Source organism: Pseudomonas sp. H11T01, from assembly GCF_048515765.1.
Lineage (GTDB): Bacteria > Pseudomonadota > Gammaproteobacteria > Pseudomonadales > Pseudomonadaceae > Aquipseudomonas.
The window spans coordinates 1-14696 of the sequence record NZ_JBLYED010000025.1 but is presented as its reverse complement, the minus strand read 5'-3'; the positions used below and the strand labels follow the sequence as shown (position 1 = coordinate 14696).

The following is a 14696-nucleotide window of genomic DNA, read 5'->3' as shown; positions in this document are numbered from 1 at the left end:
GCATGCCGACATTCGAGTACCAGGCCCAGGACAGCAACGGCCGTCATTGCCGGGGGTTGCAGGAGGCTGATAGCCCACGCCATGCCCGGCAGTTACTGCGTGAACGCGGCTTGCTGCCGGCTGAATTGCGTGCGGCAAAGAGTCAGGGATATCAGGGTACGGCCTTTGGCAGCACGACCCGCTTGAGTGCTGGCGAATTGGCTTTGCTGACCTTGCAATTGTCCACCTTGATTCAGGCCGGGTTACCGCTGGAAGAAGCCCTGCGAGCGGTCGCGGCACAAAGCGAGAAGCGCCGTGTCAGCAGTTTGCTGTTGGCGGTCAGAGCGCGGGTGATGGAGGGGTATGCGCTGGCAGCGGCGCTGGCCGGCTTTCCTCGGACCTTCCCAGAACTGTTTCGCGCCACCATCGCGGCAGGTGAGCGTTCCGGTCATCTGGGCCATGTCCTCGAGCAATTGGCCGCTTACACCGAAGCTCGTCAGTTATCTCGCCAGCGGATTCAACTGGCATTGGTGTATCCGATGATATTGCTGTTCGCGTCGTTGGCGATCGTCGGTTTCCTGCTCGGTTATGTGGTTCCGGATGTGGTGAAAATTTTTGTCGACAGCGGTCAGCCATTACCGCTTTTGACTCAAGGGATGATTGCCCTGAGCAACGGCCTGCGCAGCCACGGTCTGGTGTTACTGGCGCTGTTATTGGGTGCCGCCGTGACGGTGCGCTGGACTCTGCGCCAACCCTCGTTGCGTTTGCGCTGGCATGCGCTGGTCTTGGGGGCGCCACTGTTGGGCGGGCTGTTTCGGGCCATCGAAGCGGCGCGGTTTGCCAGCACGCTGGCGATCCTCGGCAAGAGCGCGGTGCCGCTGGTCGACGCTCTGGGAATCGCGGCTGCGGTGATTGGCAACCTGACGATCCGCGCGCGAATGCACGACGTCGCGCGTTCAGTGCGTGAGGGCGGGACCCTGACTCGGGGGCTCGAACTGAGTGGTGATATCCCACCCATGATGCTGCACATGATTGCCAGCGGTGAACGTGCGGGTGAGCTCGATAGCATGCTGGCGCGAGCCGCCGAGCAGCAGGAAAAAAACCTCGCGGCACGTATTGCGCTGGTCGTGAGTTTATTCGAGCCGATGATGTTGGTGCTGATGGGTGGCGTTGTACTGCTGATCGTCATGGCCATTTTGTTACCGATTCTTAGCCTTAACCAACTGGTGAGTTGATCCATGAACCCTGTCCAGAACAAAACAGCCAAGGCCCAGCGCGGCTTTACCCTGATTGAAATCATGGTCGTGGTGGTCATAATCGGCGTGCTCGGCGCCATCGTCGTTCCGCAGTTTATGAGTCGTCCCGACCAGGCCAAGGTCACTGCGGCCAAGACCGATATTCAGGCGGTTTCCACCAGCCTGGAAATGTATCGCCTCGATAACTTCAACTATCCGTCGACCCAGCAAGGTCTGGAGGCGCTGAGCAAACGTCCGCTGGGCGCGCCGGTGCCGAAGAACTGGAATCCCCAGGGTTATCTCAAAAGCCTGCCGATCGATCCATGGGGCACACCGTATCAATACCTCTATCCCGGTGTGAATTCTGCCGATGGTGGCTATGACCTGTTTTCCTTCGGATCGGATGGCGTGCCTGGAGGCGAAGGCCATGGTGCCGACATCGGCAACTGGGAAGGCTGATACGTGCCCAGGCATTCGCGAGGTTTTACCTTGTTGGAGTTGATGGTGGTCATCGTGTTGATCGGCGTTTTGCTGGGCATGGTGAGCTTTGCGACCGGCAACAATCCTGCGCGCCAGGCGCGGCAGGAAGCCAGCGGGTTGATTCAGCTTCTGCACAAACTTCGAGAACAAGCAGTACTTGAAGGCCGCGAATATGGCGTGCGGCTTGAGACCGACGGTTATCAGGTGCTGAAGCTCGATGGCCTGGATTGGCGTCCGGCCGGAACGGCTTATCGCTTGCCGGCCGGGTTGCAGCTGCGTCTGGAGCAGGAAGGCCAAGCGTTGAAACTCGGGGATCGACCTGGACTGCCTCATTTGTTGCTGCTCAGCAACGATGAAACCAGTGCCTTCACGCTGCACCTCGAGACGGATGAGCAGCGTTGGTTAAGTGTCTCCAGTGACGGACTAGGCGAGCCGGCAATCAATGAATAGCAAGAAACGAAAAAAATCCAGCAGGCAGCGTGAATCCAGGACGATCCACCGAGGTTTCACCCTGCTGGAAATCATGATTGCTCTGGTGGTTTTCGCAACTCTGGCGGCTGCCGTGATGGCCGCCGGTCAATATGCCCTGAAGCAGAATGCCCGTCTGGAGGAGAAGCTCTGCGGCGCCTGGCTGGCTGACAATCAACTGAGTGAACTACAACTGCTGGCAGCGCCGTCCCAAGGTCGCCAGCAACTGACTCGACACTTCGACCGACGTGACTGGGTCGTGAGCCAGACCATTGGGCCGGCGGAAGACCCGCGTCTGCTCAAGGTTGAACTCAGTGTCAGTCGTTCAGGCAGTGAGCAGGTCGTGCATCGCACTACTGGCTGGCTACAGGCTCGAGATGAATAGGCAGCAAGGCTTCACCTTGCTCGAGCTGGTGATCGCCATGGCGATCTTCGCCTTGCTTGGACTCGCCTGCTGGAGGTTGTTCGATGGTGTGGTGCGCGCCGAACGCAGCACGGCTGTCCATGAACGAGAGCTGAGAAGCCTGCAGCGCGCACTCGCCGTGATTGAACGCGATGTCTTGCAGGTGAACATGCAACCCATTGTGCTCAAGCAAACGCTTTTGCAGTTTCAGCGCAGTAATTGGCGTAACCCGCTGGATCAACCACGCAGCGAATTGCAGGACATCAGCTATCGCCTCGACAAGGGCACCCTCTGGCGTGAGAGCCGCAGTGCCGGGCAGCCATTGCTCCAGCGACAAAAACTCCTGACCGAAGTCAGCGCCTTGAGTTGGCGGTTGTTCGACAGCAAGACGGGATGGCGCAACGATTGGCCGACCAGACGGGCCAAACCTGCGGCCCGACCCAGAGCGCTGGAGGTCACGCTGTCGACGGGACGCTTCGAGCAGATTCGTCGTGTGGTGCTCTTGCCGGGGACTTCGCCATGAATGCTCGGCAACGTGGTGTGGCGTTGATCAGCGTGCTGTTGATCATGAGTCTGGCGTTGCTGGTCACCGCCGGGATGCTGCGAAATCATCGCCTCGTCGTGGTAAGCAGCGCGCAACAACTCCACCAGGTGCAGTTGCGGCAGTTGGGACTCGCTGGAGAGGCCTGGGCCATGCGGCTATTGCGCAACCCCGAGCTGGACGAACAGAAGACCGTCAACCTGGCGCAGGAGTGGACTCGGGCCAAGCCGCCGTTCGAGGCAGAAGACGGGGGAATACGGGTCAGCATCGATGACCTGGCCGGACGCTTCAACCTCAATACCCTGTTCAAGGAAGGGCAGATCGATCAGGTCACACTGGAGCGTTGGTCGCGGTTGTTGGCACTGTTGGAAATACCTCTTCTGGATCTACAGGCATTGCAAACCTCAAGTCCGGCGGGTGGTTTGAGCGACCTCAGCCAATTGCGTTTGCTGCCGGGCATCGATGGTGAGGTGATCCGGCGTTTAGAACCCTGGGTCGCACTATTGCCCAGGGACGCCAGCCTGAACATCAACACCGCACCGGCTCAGGTGCTCATGACGCTGGAGGGCATGACCCCGGCCATCGCCGAGGCCGTCGTCAGCCAGCGCCCTGCACAAGGCTATCGCTCTGCTCAAGCATTTACCGAAGAGCCGCTGCTCTCCGGGCTGGCCCTGAGCAGTCATGGCCTCGGTGTAACCAGCCGCTGGTTTCGTATCACGGTGGAAGTCGCCCTTGGGCAAAGCCACTTGCGGCTGGTCACCGATGTTGAACGTGATCTCAAAAGCCGTCAGTTGAACATCCTGCAACGACGCCTCCTGGCCCCGCTTAAAAGTGAACTTTCCCGATGAAAACCTGGCTCTACCTGACCGCCGAAGGCTTGGCCGATCCGTCTCCTGACTGGCCGAGCTGTATCTTATCGGCGTCTGGCGAGCGGCAAACCATCACCTTGGCCGAAGCCGCGAGAGAGCTTGGGGGGCAGGCGATTAAATTGCTGCTGCCGATGGAAATGTGTGGCTGGTTCCGTACCGAAAAGTGGCCCTCAAGGCGCCGGCCGGGTGTTCAGGCAATCGCCTTTGCCGTCGAAGATCAACTAGGGGAAGAGCTCGAAGTTCTGCACCTGTGTGCCGGACAGCGCGATCAGGAGGGTCGCTATCCGGTTCTGGTTACCCACAAGGCACGCTTCAAGGCGTTACTGGATCTGCTTGCTGAGTTGGGAATTGAAACCACAGCCATCTACGTCGATGCCGATCTGTTACCGGGTGATCAGGCCTATGCTGCGTGGTGGTTCGGCCGTTGGGTTCTCGGCGGTGCGCTAGACGCTCGTTTGGCTGTGTCGGCAGACGTCGTGGCGACACTCGATCCGCTTCTTCCCACAGACATTTGCTGGCTGAAGGAGGGCCATAACAGCCTGCAGCTGGGGAACACAGGTCAGTCCATCAATCTGCTGCAAGGCGGGTTCCGCCGGGCTCGGCCCCGCTGGCCATGGGCGACGATCTTACTGGCGGGAGTGGCACTATTCGCGTTGTCCTGGGGTTTCACCGAAGCCCGCAGTCATTTTTTCGAACGCGAAGCTCAGCGGCTGTATACCCAGAGCGTACAGCGCTTCAAGGCGATGTACCCGGAGCAGACCCGCGTTGTTGACCTGTCTGCACAACTCAAGACATTGCAAAGAAAAGGTAGCGTCAATCAGAGCACACAGATCGCCCGCTTGGTGAACCTGACCGAGCAGGTCATTGGCGGCAGCAGCGTCGAGGTTCAGCGGATCGAGTTTCGGGCCGGTGAGGGCTGGAAAATACAACTGACCGCCAGCAGCTTCGCGGAACTGGAACAACTGCGTGAGCGTGGGCAAAAGAGCGGTATGCCTATCAAGCTCGGCAGTGCCAACAAACACCAGAACCGGGTTCAGGCGGTACTGACACTCGAGGAACAATTGTGATGGGCAAATCTATAGCATTGCCTGCGGCCATGATTGAAATATGGAGCCGCCAATCGCCGCGTGATCGACTGTTGTTGACTGGGCTTGGGGTGTTTCTGCTGGCAGTGCTGGCCTTCAGCCTGGTTTGGCAGCCGGCTCAGCAACGCTTGCTGGTGGCTGAGCGGCAGTATCAGCAACGACTGGCCCTGGCCATGGAGGTTCAGCGCGCTCAGCCACCCAATGGGCGAGCCGCCACCACTCAGCCGCCGTCCACTCAGGTTAGCGAAAGTGCCGTCGCGGCGGGTCTCGAACTGCAACAGTTCGATGTAGAGGGCGACCTGCTGCGTCTGACGGTCAGCGGCGACGCGCTGGCCTTGTTGGCTTGGCTGGACCAGACCGAGCAAGGAGGTGCCGTGCTGCAATCGCTGACTCTGGAGACGCGCGGCAAGCTATTGGAGGCGCGGCTGGTGTTGCAGGCATTCTAAGTGTTCTGTCTACATCGGTTGATTGTTCGGCAACAACGGCAGCCTGGCGAGTTTCAACGCCACCAGCAGCGCAATCACCAGCAACGCGGTGATAAAAACTCCAATGCCATTCCACCCGGCGTAATGCCAGAACATCCCGCCTGCAGTCCCCGCGATGCTGGAACCGGCGTAGTAGCTGAACAGGTACAGCGACGACGCCTGGCCCTTGGCTTTGGTCGCGCGGCGGCCGATCCAGCTGCTGGCCACCGAGTGCGCGCCGAAGAAGCCGAAGGTGAACAGCAGCATGCCGATCAGCACCGCTGGCAGTGGGGTCAGCATCGTCAGAGCAATCCCCACCAGCATCAGCACGATGGTGCCCCAGAGCATTTTTCGGCGACCGAATGTGTCGGCCAGTGCGCCGACTTTCGCTGAGCTATAGATCCCCGACAGATAGACCACCGAGAGCAGACCGACGAACGCCTGGTTCATGTGATACGGCTCGGCCAACAAGCGATAACCAATGTAGTTGAACAGCGTCACGAAGGCGCCCATTACCAGGAACCCCTCGAGGAACAGCCACGGTAAACCGGCATCGCGAAAGTGCATGGTGAAGCCATCGAGCAAACTGCGCGGGTGCATTGAGCGGGCGCGGAAGTTGCGCGACTCCGGCAGGATCTTCCAGAACACTGCTGCGGCAATCAGCGCCAGACCGCCGATCACCAGCATTGCGGTGTGCCAGGTGACGAAGTCGATCAATACGCCGGTGATCAAGCGTCCGCACATGCCGCCAATCGCGTTGCCACCAATGTACAAACCCATCGCCAGGCCGAGGTGTTGTGGATGGATTTCTTCACTCAGGTAAGTCATGGCCACAGCGGCCAAACCGCTCAACGACAACCCGGTCAACGCGCGCATCACCAGCACGCCTTGCCAGCTCGGCATCATCGCGCTGAAGAGGGTGCACAGCGCGGCAGCGAACAGCGCTGCGACCATCACCGGTTTGCGGCCGATGCGGTCGGAAATCGGGCCGGTGATCAGCAGGCCGATAGCGAGCATTCCGGTGGCGACCGAGAGGATCAAGCTGCTCTGCGCGGCGTTGATGGAAAACTCGTGGGACAGCAGCGGCATCATCGGCTGTACGCAGTAGAGCAGGGCGAAGGTCGCGAAGCCGCCAGAAAACAACGCCAGCACCGTGCGCATAAACATCGGCGTGCCTTTTTCGATGTAGATGTCGTTCAGTTCAGCGACCACATCGTCCCGCGCAGAAGGCGGCATTTCGTGGGCTAGCGGGGCAACGGCAGTTTTCACGGGGGACCTCGGTGGGGCGTAGCCGGACAGGCAATGAAAAAATCATATAGCTGGCTAATGATTCTTTCCAATATATTGTTCGACCTGTTTGATAGGTTTTACGACCTAATGGGGTTTTCATGGAATTGCGTCATCTGCGCTACTTCATCGCCGTCGCCGAAGAACTGCACTTCGGCCGCGCCGCACAGGTCCTGGGCATCTCCCAGCCGCCGTTGAGTCAGCAGATTCAGGCGCTGGAGCAAGAGGTCGGCGCGCGTTTGTTCGAGCGGACCAATCGTCGGGTCGAGCTCAGTGAAGCCGGGCGGTTGTTTCTGGAAGAGGCGCGTCTGGTGCTGGCACAAGTCGACAAAGCCGCCGATGTGGCCCGCCGCGCGCAACTGGGCGAGCTGGGAGAACTGAAGATCGGCTTCACCTCGTCGGCACCGTTCAACTCGAATATCCCACAAGCGATTTTCGCTTTTCGTCAGCGCTTCCCGGCCGTGCACCTGAACCTGCGAGAAATGAGCAGCACCCAAGTGGCCGATGCGCTGGTGGATGAGTCAATCCAGGTCGGCATCATGCGACCGTTGCCCCTGCCGGACTCGTTGAGTGTGGTCGAGTTGATGCGAGAACCTTTAGTGGCGGTACTCAGTTCCAAGCATCCACTGGTGGTCGGCAGTGAGGAGGGGTTGTTCCTGTCGGCGCTGGCCCTTGAGCCTTTTGTATTCTTCCCGCGCAGTTATGGCAGCGGGTTATATACCCAACTGCTCAGCCTGGCGCGCGATGCCGGTTTCAGTCCGCACTTCGCACAAGAGGCCGGTGAGGCGATGACTATCATCGGCCTGGTGGCGGCGGGGCTTGGTGTGTCGGTGCTGCCGGCGTCTTATCGGCGAATGCGCATCGATGGTGTGGTCTATCGACCGCTGCTCGACCCTGAAGCGATTTCGGCGGTATGGCTGGTGCAGAGGAAGGATCAAAACTCGCCGATGGCCAAGGCGTTTGTCGAGTTGTTGACCCGTAAGGCCGAGCCTATCGCTTGAGGCGCCAGCACGCTTAAAGCGGTGCTGGCGCTTTTCGGTTATGGCTGGGTTCGCGGTTTCAGGTGCTCGATGGACTGGTCAACCATGGCTTTGGCGATTTCGAGCAGATGCCACACAGCGAAGACCATGGCGCGCTCGGAGCCTTTGAGGTGATCCCCGCATTCGTAAGCCGTGACTGACGCACAGCGCAGCAGGTCGGCGGTGTAGAGCATCGAGTCTTCGAAACTCACATCCTTGCTGACGTTGTAAAAGCGCAGTTCGTCGGGCGCGGCGGGGTTGGCATCGGGCAGGTAATAATCCAGGGCGCGGTACAGCGCAGCACGGTCCTTGAGCAGGTCGCGGGTGAAGGCGTTGTCCATTGACGGGGTGACGGGTGGAATGGGTGGATCGGGGGTAATTTTGTCCATGTGGTGTTGCTCCTATTGCTGCATGGGAGCCGCCACTGATCGCTGCTAAACGAGAGGGTGGCAGCTGTACGCAGGTTAGCAGACCGGGCAATAGGAAAACCGGCGCACCCGAAGGTGCCCTGCGCACAGTCACCATAAAAATGGGGACGTTAAAAAACGCCTGCCATGAGGTATGGGACGCTATGCGCCTATTGGACCCAGGCTGCTAAACCCGATCACTGATATGCAGTGACGGGGCGAAGACTAGCCGCAGGATCTGGCAGGCACAAGGCGCAAAGATTCTCTAGGAAATGTCCTGCAAGTTAAAGAGATTTGCCTTGCTGGCCTTAAAAGATCGCAGCCTGCGGCAGCTCCTACAGGGGGATTGGCGTACACCTGTAATACCGCGGTTGTACCCGGTGATCGTTCCCACGCTCTGCGTGGGAATGCCTCACTGGACGCTCCGCGTCCGCTTCGGCAGTGAGGCGGAGCGTCACGGGCTGCATTCCTTTGCTGCGCGTGGGAACGATCAAGCGCAATTACGACCAGCGCCGAAAGAACAGCGAGGTGTTCACACCACCGAAGGCAAAGTTGTTGTTCATCACGTACTGGTTGCTCATCTGCCGGAATTCACCGCGCAGGTAATCGAGCTTGCTGCAGTGTGGGTCGACGTCGTCGAGCTTGAAGGTGTGGGCGTACAGGTCGGGGTTCATCACGGCATCATAAAAACGGGCGACCTCAGTGAGGTCGCCCGTTTTTCTTTTCTACGTCGAAACCTGCAGCTGCAATCGTCGACCAATGACATCCATCAAATCGCAACCATCGCGCAATGAAGTCACTAACACCCGCGCCAGCTCACTGTGAACGCCTTCGCTGAACGCGAAACTCTCCAACAATTGAGTAACGGTGCGGATGCGGTAGGCCGCGGTTTCGTGCAACACGTCCAGTGGCGCTTCAGTGTCGATCAGCAACGATGCGATGGTGCAGTCGATGCCGGTGACAGGCATGTATCGATCCATGACAAAAAACCTCCATTGGGTAAAAGAACGGGACTACTCAGCGTTGGCTGTTTGAAGGCAACCCTTCGGGTAGGTCCAGGTTGTCTAGCGCTCGATTTACCAGTAACTCGCCCAGCACGGCCAGTTGCTGAATGGCCAACGCTACATTGCGGCGCGGGCCTTCCAGTTCGCAGGCGAGATCGGTGCTCATGACATTCAGGGAGGCAAGGGTTTCACAGGCGTGACAGAGCAGTGATTCCGTGTCGACATTCGGGATGATGGTGAAGACGTGGCTGACAGGGTCGGAGCGGCCTGGATTGCGCAGGCGGGCGGCGACGGTGCGTTCGATGACTTCGGAGGGCTTGAATAAATCGACGGTGTCGACGGATGGAACGTCTGGCGATTCTGGGGAGTTTGGGGTGGTTTTTTTCATGCCGGAGCTCCTTGCAAAGTTAAGAAGGCGCCAGTCTCATGCGGTCAACCAGGATTGGTTGGCGGCGATACGTGAGTTGACGGGCCGGTAGATTTATTACCAGAAAATTCAATTTTATTAATCAAATAAATGAACATCTGTGTAATTAAATGATTCATGTGTGGCTAATCATTAGGTTGTTCAATCAACCCAATTTGTAATTGCCAAAATTGTGCCGCTCATAAATTCGTCGGTGCTCCATAGTTATTGTAAGAAAATTCTTTAAAACGAGTGGGCGGTGTCTGTCATACAGGGGGCGCGCCAAGTGGTGGTGAAACATTATTTGACGGTTGTCTGGCGTGTTTGAAGAAATATTTTTTGTGCCGAGTCTAGGTGTGTAGGATGCTGAACTCACAAAAAGTCGCCTCCGAACGTGTGGTTTGTTGCAGCAATAAGCAAATGGTAGATATTTAATGCACAAGAAAGATAAAGCGGAAAAGTTAAAAAACAATATAAAGTACCTCATAAAAAGTCGCGGGGAAACGCGGCTGTCGTTGTGCAATTCCAGTGGTGTGACCAGAACGACCATCTATAACATTCTGGAAGGAAGGGTCGTCAATGTACAACAAACCACCATCCGCAAAATTTCTGATTTTTTTGGTGTGTCTTATAAAGAGATAGAAACTGTTGATTTTGAAGAGAAGGAAATAATAGAGAGTAGTGTTTCCCTTCAGGGAAACATGAATCCGGCGGCGGTCCCGGTAATTAGAGAGAGTTTGCTGATTCAGAGTCTGGATAAAAGAATTGGTGAGTTAGCCACTACTCACCCTCTGACCTATTACTTCGGCACGGCCTGCAATTTAATAGGCGTGCTTCTGGAAAGCGAAATTAGTGGGGTAAATGAGTCAGGAGACTTACTGATAGTGAAGAAGGGTTTGTCGAGTGACAATAGAGAAAAATTGGTGTACGACAAAACAACAAAAAAGTTATCTATAACTAATGAGTTTTGTTTTGATTCCGATGTTGTTTGTGTTGTTGGAGAAGTGATAGAGGAGAGGTTTAATGGTCGATAATAATGAGGCTGAAAACAGTAAATACAAATTGTTAGGGTTTGAAAATAGCAAAAACCTTGCTGTCATCATGGTGATCTCTACAGGGAAAGTCATTAAAGTAAAGCTTGGTGATTTGTTGAAGAGTGAAATAGTAGACAATTTAAATAAAATGGAAATAAAGGATATATACAGGAAGTTTTATTCTGGTGGGGGTGCATTAACTGCATATGAAATAAATGATCGTCATGAAAGGTCGTGGATGATTTATGTTGCTCTGAATCTACTGCTGCTTACACTTTACATATTTACAAATGTTGCTGCGACAAAGCCTATTTACGTAGAGGAATTTGATCTTGTTCTTACTCCGGGAGTTTTTCTTTACCCGTTGACGTTTTTAATAGTTGATTTGTTGAACGAATCTTACGGGCTTAGGCTTGCAAAGAGAGCCATATTATTCGCTTTTGGTAGTAATGCTCTTATTATCATTTTGCTGAGCGTATCTACCTATCTCCCAGGATTGCCTGGCTGGAAGCTTGATGCGCCCTATAGTGAAGTCATTACTCATGTATCATCTGTGTTAGTAGCGTCCTCTGTTTCTTTTCTTTTTTCCGAATATGTTAATTCTTATTTGTTGTGTAGGATAAAAGAGCTTACAAGTTCCAGATTTCTATTTTTACGAGTTTTTTTAAGTACTTTTTTTGCGGTGATAATAGACAGCTTTCTTTTTTGCTTTATTGCGTTTTATGGAACTATGCAAAATGGCGATATACTTAATATAGTTTATGTTCAGATAGCTATAAAAATGTGTTTCGCTGTTTTTAATATTTTGCCCGCCTATGGAGCAAGGTCCTTATTTAAAAGGTATATAGCTGGAGCCCGAACTGCATAAAAAAACAGGGGGGTGGATTAGCTGTTAGTAATTCATTCCCCTGCAATAGGTTAGCTATTTTAATTTTAGCTTGTCTTCTAGGCTGTTCATGATCTCTGTTTTGTTCTCCAAGAACTCATTCAACCCTTTTACGCGAAGATTACAAGCATCACAGTTGGCGCACCCACTCCCCTTTATGCCGTTGTAACAAGAAAGTGTATGGTAACGAATCAAGTCCAGCTGTTTATGGTAATCGGCTAACGCCCATGTCTCCGCCTTGTTCAACCACATAAGCGGCGTCTCAATGCGCAACTTATAGTCCATTCCCAACTCAATGGCTTTATTCAGAGCCTTAACAAACTCATCTCGACAATCAGGATAGCCAGAGAAATCTGTTTCACAAACGCCTGTGATTACAGTTTTAGCGTCCACTTGGTATGCATAAATAGAGGCTAAGGTTAAAAACAGAATATTTCTGCCTGGTACGAAAGTGTTTGGCAGACTGTCCCCAGAACTGTCTGTAGTTGGGACTGGAATGTTATCTCGCGTTAAGCTGCTGATGGCGAGCTCATTTAGCAATGAAGTGTCTAATACCTTGTGCACCATCACGCCAAGCTTTTTCGAAAGCTGTTGCGCCACTTCAATTTCCGCGCGATGGCGCTGGCCATAATCAAACGTAATGCAGTGAATTTCATCGTACATCGGCAATGCATGGATCAAGCAGGTTGTTGAGTCTTGTCCGCCACTAAAAACGATAACTGCTTTGTTATTCATGTTTTTTCTCATTGATTAATATAGTAAGTGCAATGCTTGAGGTGTCGCCGAATTAATTTTCTGAACGTGCGGGCGCGGGGTGATTGAACGCTGTTGTTCTGAAGCGATAAACCCCGCCCGCGCGTTGAGCGGAGAGGGCGAGTACTTTGCAGACGATACTGGATGACAAGACTCGGATCTGAACACGATTCAGTTTTCAGGATCAGTCCCTGAAACCCGGTAAACCCTGAGCTGCACGCCATTCCTTCACAGTCCGAGTGATGCCTTCAGGGGAGTTATCTGCACCGTCTTCCGGGTAGTAGATCAAGTCTGACCCGTCCGGGTGCTTGCTGATTTTCTCGAAGTGGAGCAGAAGCAGGTCGGCACGATCATCTGTTTCGGCCTCTTCATCTTCATTGGCGAGTTCTTTTAGCAACTCGATAAACTCGGTTTCGGTGTACTCCGAGATGCTGTTTTTCAGGAGTGTGTCTGTCATGGCTAGCCTATTCGTTTCGGTGAATGTCAATGTGGTTTTTTGGGGTGTTTACTCGCAGGTTATCAATGTCATACACGTCACCGCCCTCCGACACTTTGTCGAGGTGGTGCAGCTCATAAGACAGCCTACCCCCGACCCTGTCGGCTTTTCTTACCCGTGGAGCCCTGCCCGTGCGCATCCGGCTTACATTCTGTTTTATGAACTGATCAGCAACCGCCGATTTTGAGACCGCTTCCCAAAGTGCTGACCTGAATTTATCGAAACTTTTGAAATTACGTCCTCTCAGTGCGTCAGCCACTTCTGTAGGAATGGCAGCGCCCACTCCCGACCTTGCACCAATGAGCCAAATACCAACGGGGGCGTGGCGAGCCCGCTCTCACGGGTTCGGAGAGCGGTCCTTTTCCCAGTTTTATCGTATTTACGGCGTAACAGTTTCTACATCTTTTTGTTTTTTGCTTCATAGTTCAATATTGTCCATTCGTCGTTACTTCAGCCAATGCAGCCAAAAGCCCCAACTCTTACGACTAGAAAAAATCTAGAGAAGATCGAACGTGACTACTGTTGCAAGGCCACACATTACAAATAGAAGTCCCCAGTCGGCCCACTGTAAAACAACCAGTTTGCGTTTAAGGTGAGCAGGGAAGCTCTTTAAATCCTCAGTACTAGCACCTTCATCGCGCAGATAGATGCGAGGCGTAGTCACTACACCCATTATTGCGCCCAGTAGAAACAACCTTCCCCAAGGACCTCCGTTCTTAAAGGGTGCCCGGATCATAACCGCGGGACAGTTTTTTAAGTGGTTTAGCATTACATCCGTCTTGGTGTAGGCAAGATGCAGCGCAATGCCAAGTAAAACGAACAGGCCTCCAAAGTCGATCAAACCGACACAGAGAAATATCTTGTCAGCGGTAACTAAACTCATTTGGCAATCTCGTAAAAATACTTTAATCCCTGTGGGCGTACCGCACTGTCCACTCATGCGGAAGTCGGAAGTGGCCGCGTGTACAGGTGTTTATTTAAGCCAGCCTAAACCTTTACCTATGCCGCCTAGTAGAAAAAGCAAGATGGAAAATACGACTAAGCTCCAATATAGGATCTTCAGTTTTAGCTTGAGTTGAGCTGGGAAATTTTTAACGTCTTCCGAGTTTAATCCGCCGCGTTTCAGATGAAAGTCAGAAAGTGTCAGTAACCCTGAGATGCCGCCAACCATTAAAAGCTTGCCCAAAGGTCCTCCATGTCTAAGTGATGCAAAAGCTTTGGCGGATGAGCTGTTTTTCAGGTGATCAAGCATTACGTCTGTTGTTGTGTAAGCGAGATACAGCCCGAATGCGATACTAAAAATTAGTCCGGTTAGAACGCCTCCGCCGCCTATCAAGATAAAAAACTCACGAGCAGTCCAATCAATCATCGACTTTGCTCATAAATAAGGTCTGCAAAAGCTCCACCAAATGAGCTTCCAGCCGCTCCTCCGGCAAAAGCCCCTACTCCAACAACCACAACGCCGCACAGCAACGTGCCGATCCCTCCTGTTGGAACACCTATCACCACGCAGATGGTTCCGACCGTACTTGCTGTCAAGGCAGTGCCAACTGCAGCGCCACCAGCGATTCCGCCAACAAAGCTTCCCGCTTCGGTAAATTTCACCTTTTCACAGGCTTCCGCATTGCCTTCTGTACACACGCCCTGGACTTTAATAACTGAAGCCCCGCCGCCGACGGCCGTGCCGATCCAACCGCCATATTTGACGTACTGTGCAGCTTTTGTGACGCCTTCAATGTGGGTGGCATAGCCAGGAATCTGGCCCGCCGCACCGGCCTTTCTCCAGCGATGCACCAAGTTCGGGGTGGCGATTCCAAGCGCGGTTTTCAGGTTTGGATGATCGGGGAAGCCAATGCCTTTTTTTGTCAGTGCGGTGAGTT

At 54.2% G+C, this 14696-nt stretch carries 20 protein-coding genes and 2 pseudogenes; 11 read left to right on the top strand and 11 right to left on the bottom strand.

The annotated features are described in order from the left end of the window. Positions 1–2 precede the first annotated feature (2 nt). The 8 genes from gspF to gspM are packed head-to-tail and all read left to right on the top strand — an operon-like array spanning position 3 to position 5506. Positions 3–1214: a type II secretion system inner membrane protein GspF gene (gene gspF, locus ACN1C3_RS26235; RefSeq protein ID WP_419118645.1), complete on the top strand. Its 1212-nt coding sequence runs from the start codon at positions 3–5 to the stop codon at positions 1212–1214. Between the two features lie 3 nt (positions 1215–1217). Then, a complete protein-coding gene (gene gspG / locus ACN1C3_RS26230) occupies positions 1218–1673 on the top strand; it encodes a type II secretion system major pseudopilin GspG (RefSeq protein WP_419118644.1) in 456 nt (151 codons plus the stop codon). A 3-nt stretch (positions 1674–1676) separates the two neighbouring features. Continuing rightward, on the top strand, positions 1677–2144 hold the full coding sequence (gspH, locus tag ACN1C3_RS26225; RefSeq protein WP_419118643.1) for a type II secretion system minor pseudopilin GspH: 468 nt from the start codon (positions 1677–1679) through the stop codon (positions 2142–2144). After that, positions 2137–2547: a type II secretion system minor pseudopilin GspI gene (gene gspI / locus ACN1C3_RS26220; RefSeq protein WP_419118642.1), complete on the top strand. Its 411-nt coding sequence runs from the start codon at positions 2137–2139 to the stop codon at positions 2545–2547. The genes gspH and gspI overlap by 8 nt, the downstream gene beginning before the upstream one ends. Further along, positions 2540–3088 carry a type II secretion system protein GspJ gene (locus ACN1C3_RS26215; protein ID WP_419118641.1) on the top strand — a complete coding sequence of 183 codons (549 nt, stop codon included), beginning with the start codon at positions 2540–2542 and terminating at the stop codon, positions 3086–3088. The genes gspI and ACN1C3_RS26215 overlap by 8 nt, the downstream gene beginning before the upstream one ends. Next, entirely contained in the window at positions 3085–3954 is an 870-nt protein-coding gene (locus ACN1C3_RS26210; protein ID WP_419118640.1) for a type II secretion system protein GspK, read from the top strand. The genes ACN1C3_RS26215 and ACN1C3_RS26210 overlap by 4 nt, the downstream gene beginning before the upstream one ends. Continuing rightward, on the top strand, positions 3951–5042 hold the full coding sequence (gene gspL, locus ACN1C3_RS26205) for a type II secretion system protein GspL (protein WP_419118639.1): 1092 nt from the start codon (positions 3951–3953) through the stop codon (positions 5040–5042). Before ACN1C3_RS26210 ends, gspL begins: the two co-directional genes overlap by 4 nt. Then, entirely contained in the window at positions 5042–5506 is a 465-nt protein-coding gene (gspM, locus tag ACN1C3_RS26200) for a type II secretion system protein GspM (protein ID WP_419118638.1), read from the top strand. The genes gspL and gspM overlap by 1 nt, the downstream gene beginning before the upstream one ends. 9 nt (positions 5507–5515) lie before the next feature. Here gspM and ACN1C3_RS26195 read toward each other — a convergent pair whose 3' ends face one another. Then, on the bottom strand, positions 5516–6760 hold the full coding sequence (locus ACN1C3_RS26195; protein ID WP_419118703.1) for an MFS transporter: 1245 nt from the start codon (positions 6758–6760) through the stop codon (positions 5516–5518). A gap of 152 nt (positions 6761–6912) precedes the next feature. On the opposite strand from ACN1C3_RS26195, the gene ACN1C3_RS26190 reads away from it, so the two are divergent. Beyond that, positions 6913–7812 carry a LysR substrate-binding domain-containing protein gene (locus ACN1C3_RS26190; protein ID WP_419118637.1) on the top strand — a complete coding sequence of 300 codons (900 nt, stop codon included), beginning with the start codon at positions 6913–6915 and terminating at the stop codon, positions 7810–7812. Between the two features lie 38 nt (positions 7813–7850). On the opposite strand, the gene ACN1C3_RS26185 is transcribed toward ACN1C3_RS26190, so the two are convergent. The 4 genes and pseudogenes from ACN1C3_RS26185 to ACN1C3_RS26170 all read right to left on the bottom strand — a co-directional run bounded on the left by ACN1C3_RS26185 (position 7851) and on the right by ACN1C3_RS26170 (position 9629). Next, complete coding sequence (locus ACN1C3_RS26185; RefSeq protein WP_419118636.1) at positions 7851–8219, bottom strand: DUF6124 family protein; 369 nt, start codon at positions 8217–8219, stop codon at positions 7851–7853. Positions 8220–8737: 518 nt separating this feature from the next. Continuing rightward, positions 8738–8914, bottom strand: a pseudogene (locus ACN1C3_RS26180) (beta-ketoacyl-ACP synthase); the annotation flags it as partial. Between the two features lie 48 nt (positions 8915–8962). Next, complete coding sequence (locus ACN1C3_RS26175) at positions 8963–9217, bottom strand: hypothetical protein (protein ID WP_419118635.1); 255 nt, start codon at positions 9215–9217, stop codon at positions 8963–8965. A 37-nt stretch (positions 9218–9254) separates the two neighbouring features. Further along, positions 9255–9629 (bottom strand): DUF6124 family protein, encoded by a 375-nt coding sequence (locus tag ACN1C3_RS26170; RefSeq protein ID WP_419118634.1) that lies wholly within the window; start codon positions 9627–9629, stop codon positions 9255–9257. Positions 9630–10081: 452 nt separating this feature from the next. Here ACN1C3_RS26170 and ACN1C3_RS26165 point away from each other — a divergent pair, with 452 nt between their 5' ends. Continuing rightward, positions 10082–10681 (top strand): helix-turn-helix transcriptional regulator, encoded by a 600-nt coding sequence (locus ACN1C3_RS26165; protein WP_419118633.1) that lies wholly within the window; start codon positions 10082–10084, stop codon positions 10679–10681. Then, complete coding sequence (locus ACN1C3_RS26160; protein WP_419118632.1) at positions 10671–11549, top strand: queuosine precursor transporter; 879 nt, start codon at positions 10671–10673, stop codon at positions 11547–11549. Before ACN1C3_RS26165 ends, ACN1C3_RS26160 begins: the two co-directional genes overlap by 11 nt. 54 nt (positions 11550–11603) lie before the next feature. Here ACN1C3_RS26160 and queC read toward each other — a convergent pair whose 3' ends face one another. The 6 genes and pseudogenes from queC to ACN1C3_RS26130 form a co-directional block, all read right to left on the bottom strand. After that, a complete protein-coding gene (gene queC / locus ACN1C3_RS26155) occupies positions 11604–12302 on the bottom strand; it encodes a 7-cyano-7-deazaguanine synthase QueC (RefSeq protein ID WP_419118631.1) in 699 nt (232 codons plus the stop codon). Between the two features lie 202 nt (positions 12303–12504). Then, positions 12505–12777, bottom strand: a complete 273-nt coding sequence (locus tag ACN1C3_RS26150; protein ID WP_419118630.1) for a bacteriocin immunity protein — start codon at positions 12775–12777, stop codon at positions 12505–12507. A 7-nt stretch (positions 12778–12784) separates the two neighbouring features. Beyond that, on the bottom strand, positions 12785–13075 hold the full coding sequence (locus tag ACN1C3_RS26145; RefSeq protein ID WP_419118702.1) for an HNH endonuclease: 291 nt from the start codon (positions 13073–13075) through the stop codon (positions 12785–12787). A 237-nt stretch (positions 13076–13312) separates the two neighbouring features. Continuing rightward, entirely contained in the window at positions 13313–13699 is a 387-nt protein-coding gene (locus ACN1C3_RS26140) for a hypothetical protein (RefSeq protein WP_419118629.1), read from the bottom strand. A gap of 90 nt (positions 13700–13789) precedes the next feature. Then, the gene (locus tag ACN1C3_RS26135) at positions 13790–14185 is read right to left on the bottom strand and encodes a hypothetical protein (protein ID WP_419118628.1); all 396 of its coding nucleotides are present in this window, start codon (positions 14183–14185) and stop codon (positions 13790–13792) included. Further along, positions 14182–14696 (bottom strand): annotated as a pseudogene (locus ACN1C3_RS26130) (hypothetical protein); the annotation flags it as partial. The pseudogene ACN1C3_RS26130 and the gene ACN1C3_RS26135, both read right to left, overlap by 4 nt.

Coding starts and splice junctions, on each gene's coding strand:
- ACN1C3_RS26195 (WP_419118703.1), bottom strand. CDS start 6,760: ATGCCGCCTTCTGCGCGGGACGATGTGGTCGCTGAACTGAACGACATC.
- gspF (WP_419118645.1), top strand. CDS start 3: ATGCCGACATTCGAGTACCAGGCCCAGGACAGCAACGGCCGTCATTGC.
- gspG (WP_419118644.1), top strand. CDS start 1,218: ATGAACCCTGTCCAGAACAAAACAGCCAAGGCCCAGCGCGGCTTTACC.
- gspI (WP_419118642.1), top strand. CDS start 2,137: ATGAATAGCAAGAAACGAAAAAAATCCAGCAGGCAGCGTGAATCCAGG.
- ACN1C3_RS26185 (WP_419118636.1), bottom strand. CDS start 8,219: ATGGACAAAATTACCCCCGATCCACCCATTCCACCCGTCACCCCGTCA.
- ACN1C3_RS26170 (WP_419118634.1), bottom strand. CDS start 9,629: ATGAAAAAAACCACCCCAAACTCCCCAGAATCGCCAGACGTTCCATCC.
- queC (WP_419118631.1), bottom strand. CDS start 12,302: ATGAATAACAAAGCAGTTATCGTTTTTAGTGGCGGACAAGACTCAACA.
- ACN1C3_RS26150 (WP_419118630.1), bottom strand. CDS start 12,777: ATGACAGACACACTCCTGAAAAACAGCATCTCGGAGTACACCGAAACC.
- ACN1C3_RS26175 (WP_419118635.1), bottom strand. CDS start 9,217: ATGGATCGATACATGCCTGTCACCGGCATCGACTGCACCATCGCATCG.
- ACN1C3_RS26160 (WP_419118632.1), top strand. CDS start 10,671: ATGGTCGATAATAATGAGGCTGAAAACAGTAAATACAAATTGTTAGGG.
- gspL (WP_419118639.1), top strand. CDS start 3,951: ATGAAAACCTGGCTCTACCTGACCGCCGAAGGCTTGGCCGATCCGTCT.
- ACN1C3_RS26140 (WP_419118629.1), bottom strand. CDS start 13,699: ATGAGTTTAGTTACCGCTGACAAGATATTTCTCTGTGTCGGTTTGATC.
- gspM (WP_419118638.1), top strand. CDS start 5,042: ATGGGCAAATCTATAGCATTGCCTGCGGCCATGATTGAAATATGGAGC.
- ACN1C3_RS26210 (WP_419118640.1), top strand. CDS start 3,085: ATGAATGCTCGGCAACGTGGTGTGGCGTTGATCAGCGTGCTGTTGATC.
- ACN1C3_RS26190 (WP_419118637.1), top strand. CDS start 6,913: ATGGAATTGCGTCATCTGCGCTACTTCATCGCCGTCGCCGAAGAACTG.
- ACN1C3_RS26215 (WP_419118641.1), top strand. CDS start 2,540: ATGAATAGGCAGCAAGGCTTCACCTTGCTCGAGCTGGTGATCGCCATG.
- ACN1C3_RS26135 (WP_419118628.1), bottom strand. CDS start 14,185: ATGATTGATTGGACTGCTCGTGAGTTTTTTATCTTGATAGGCGGCGGA.
- ACN1C3_RS26165 (WP_419118633.1), top strand. CDS start 10,082: ATGCACAAGAAAGATAAAGCGGAAAAGTTAAAAAACAATATAAAGTAC.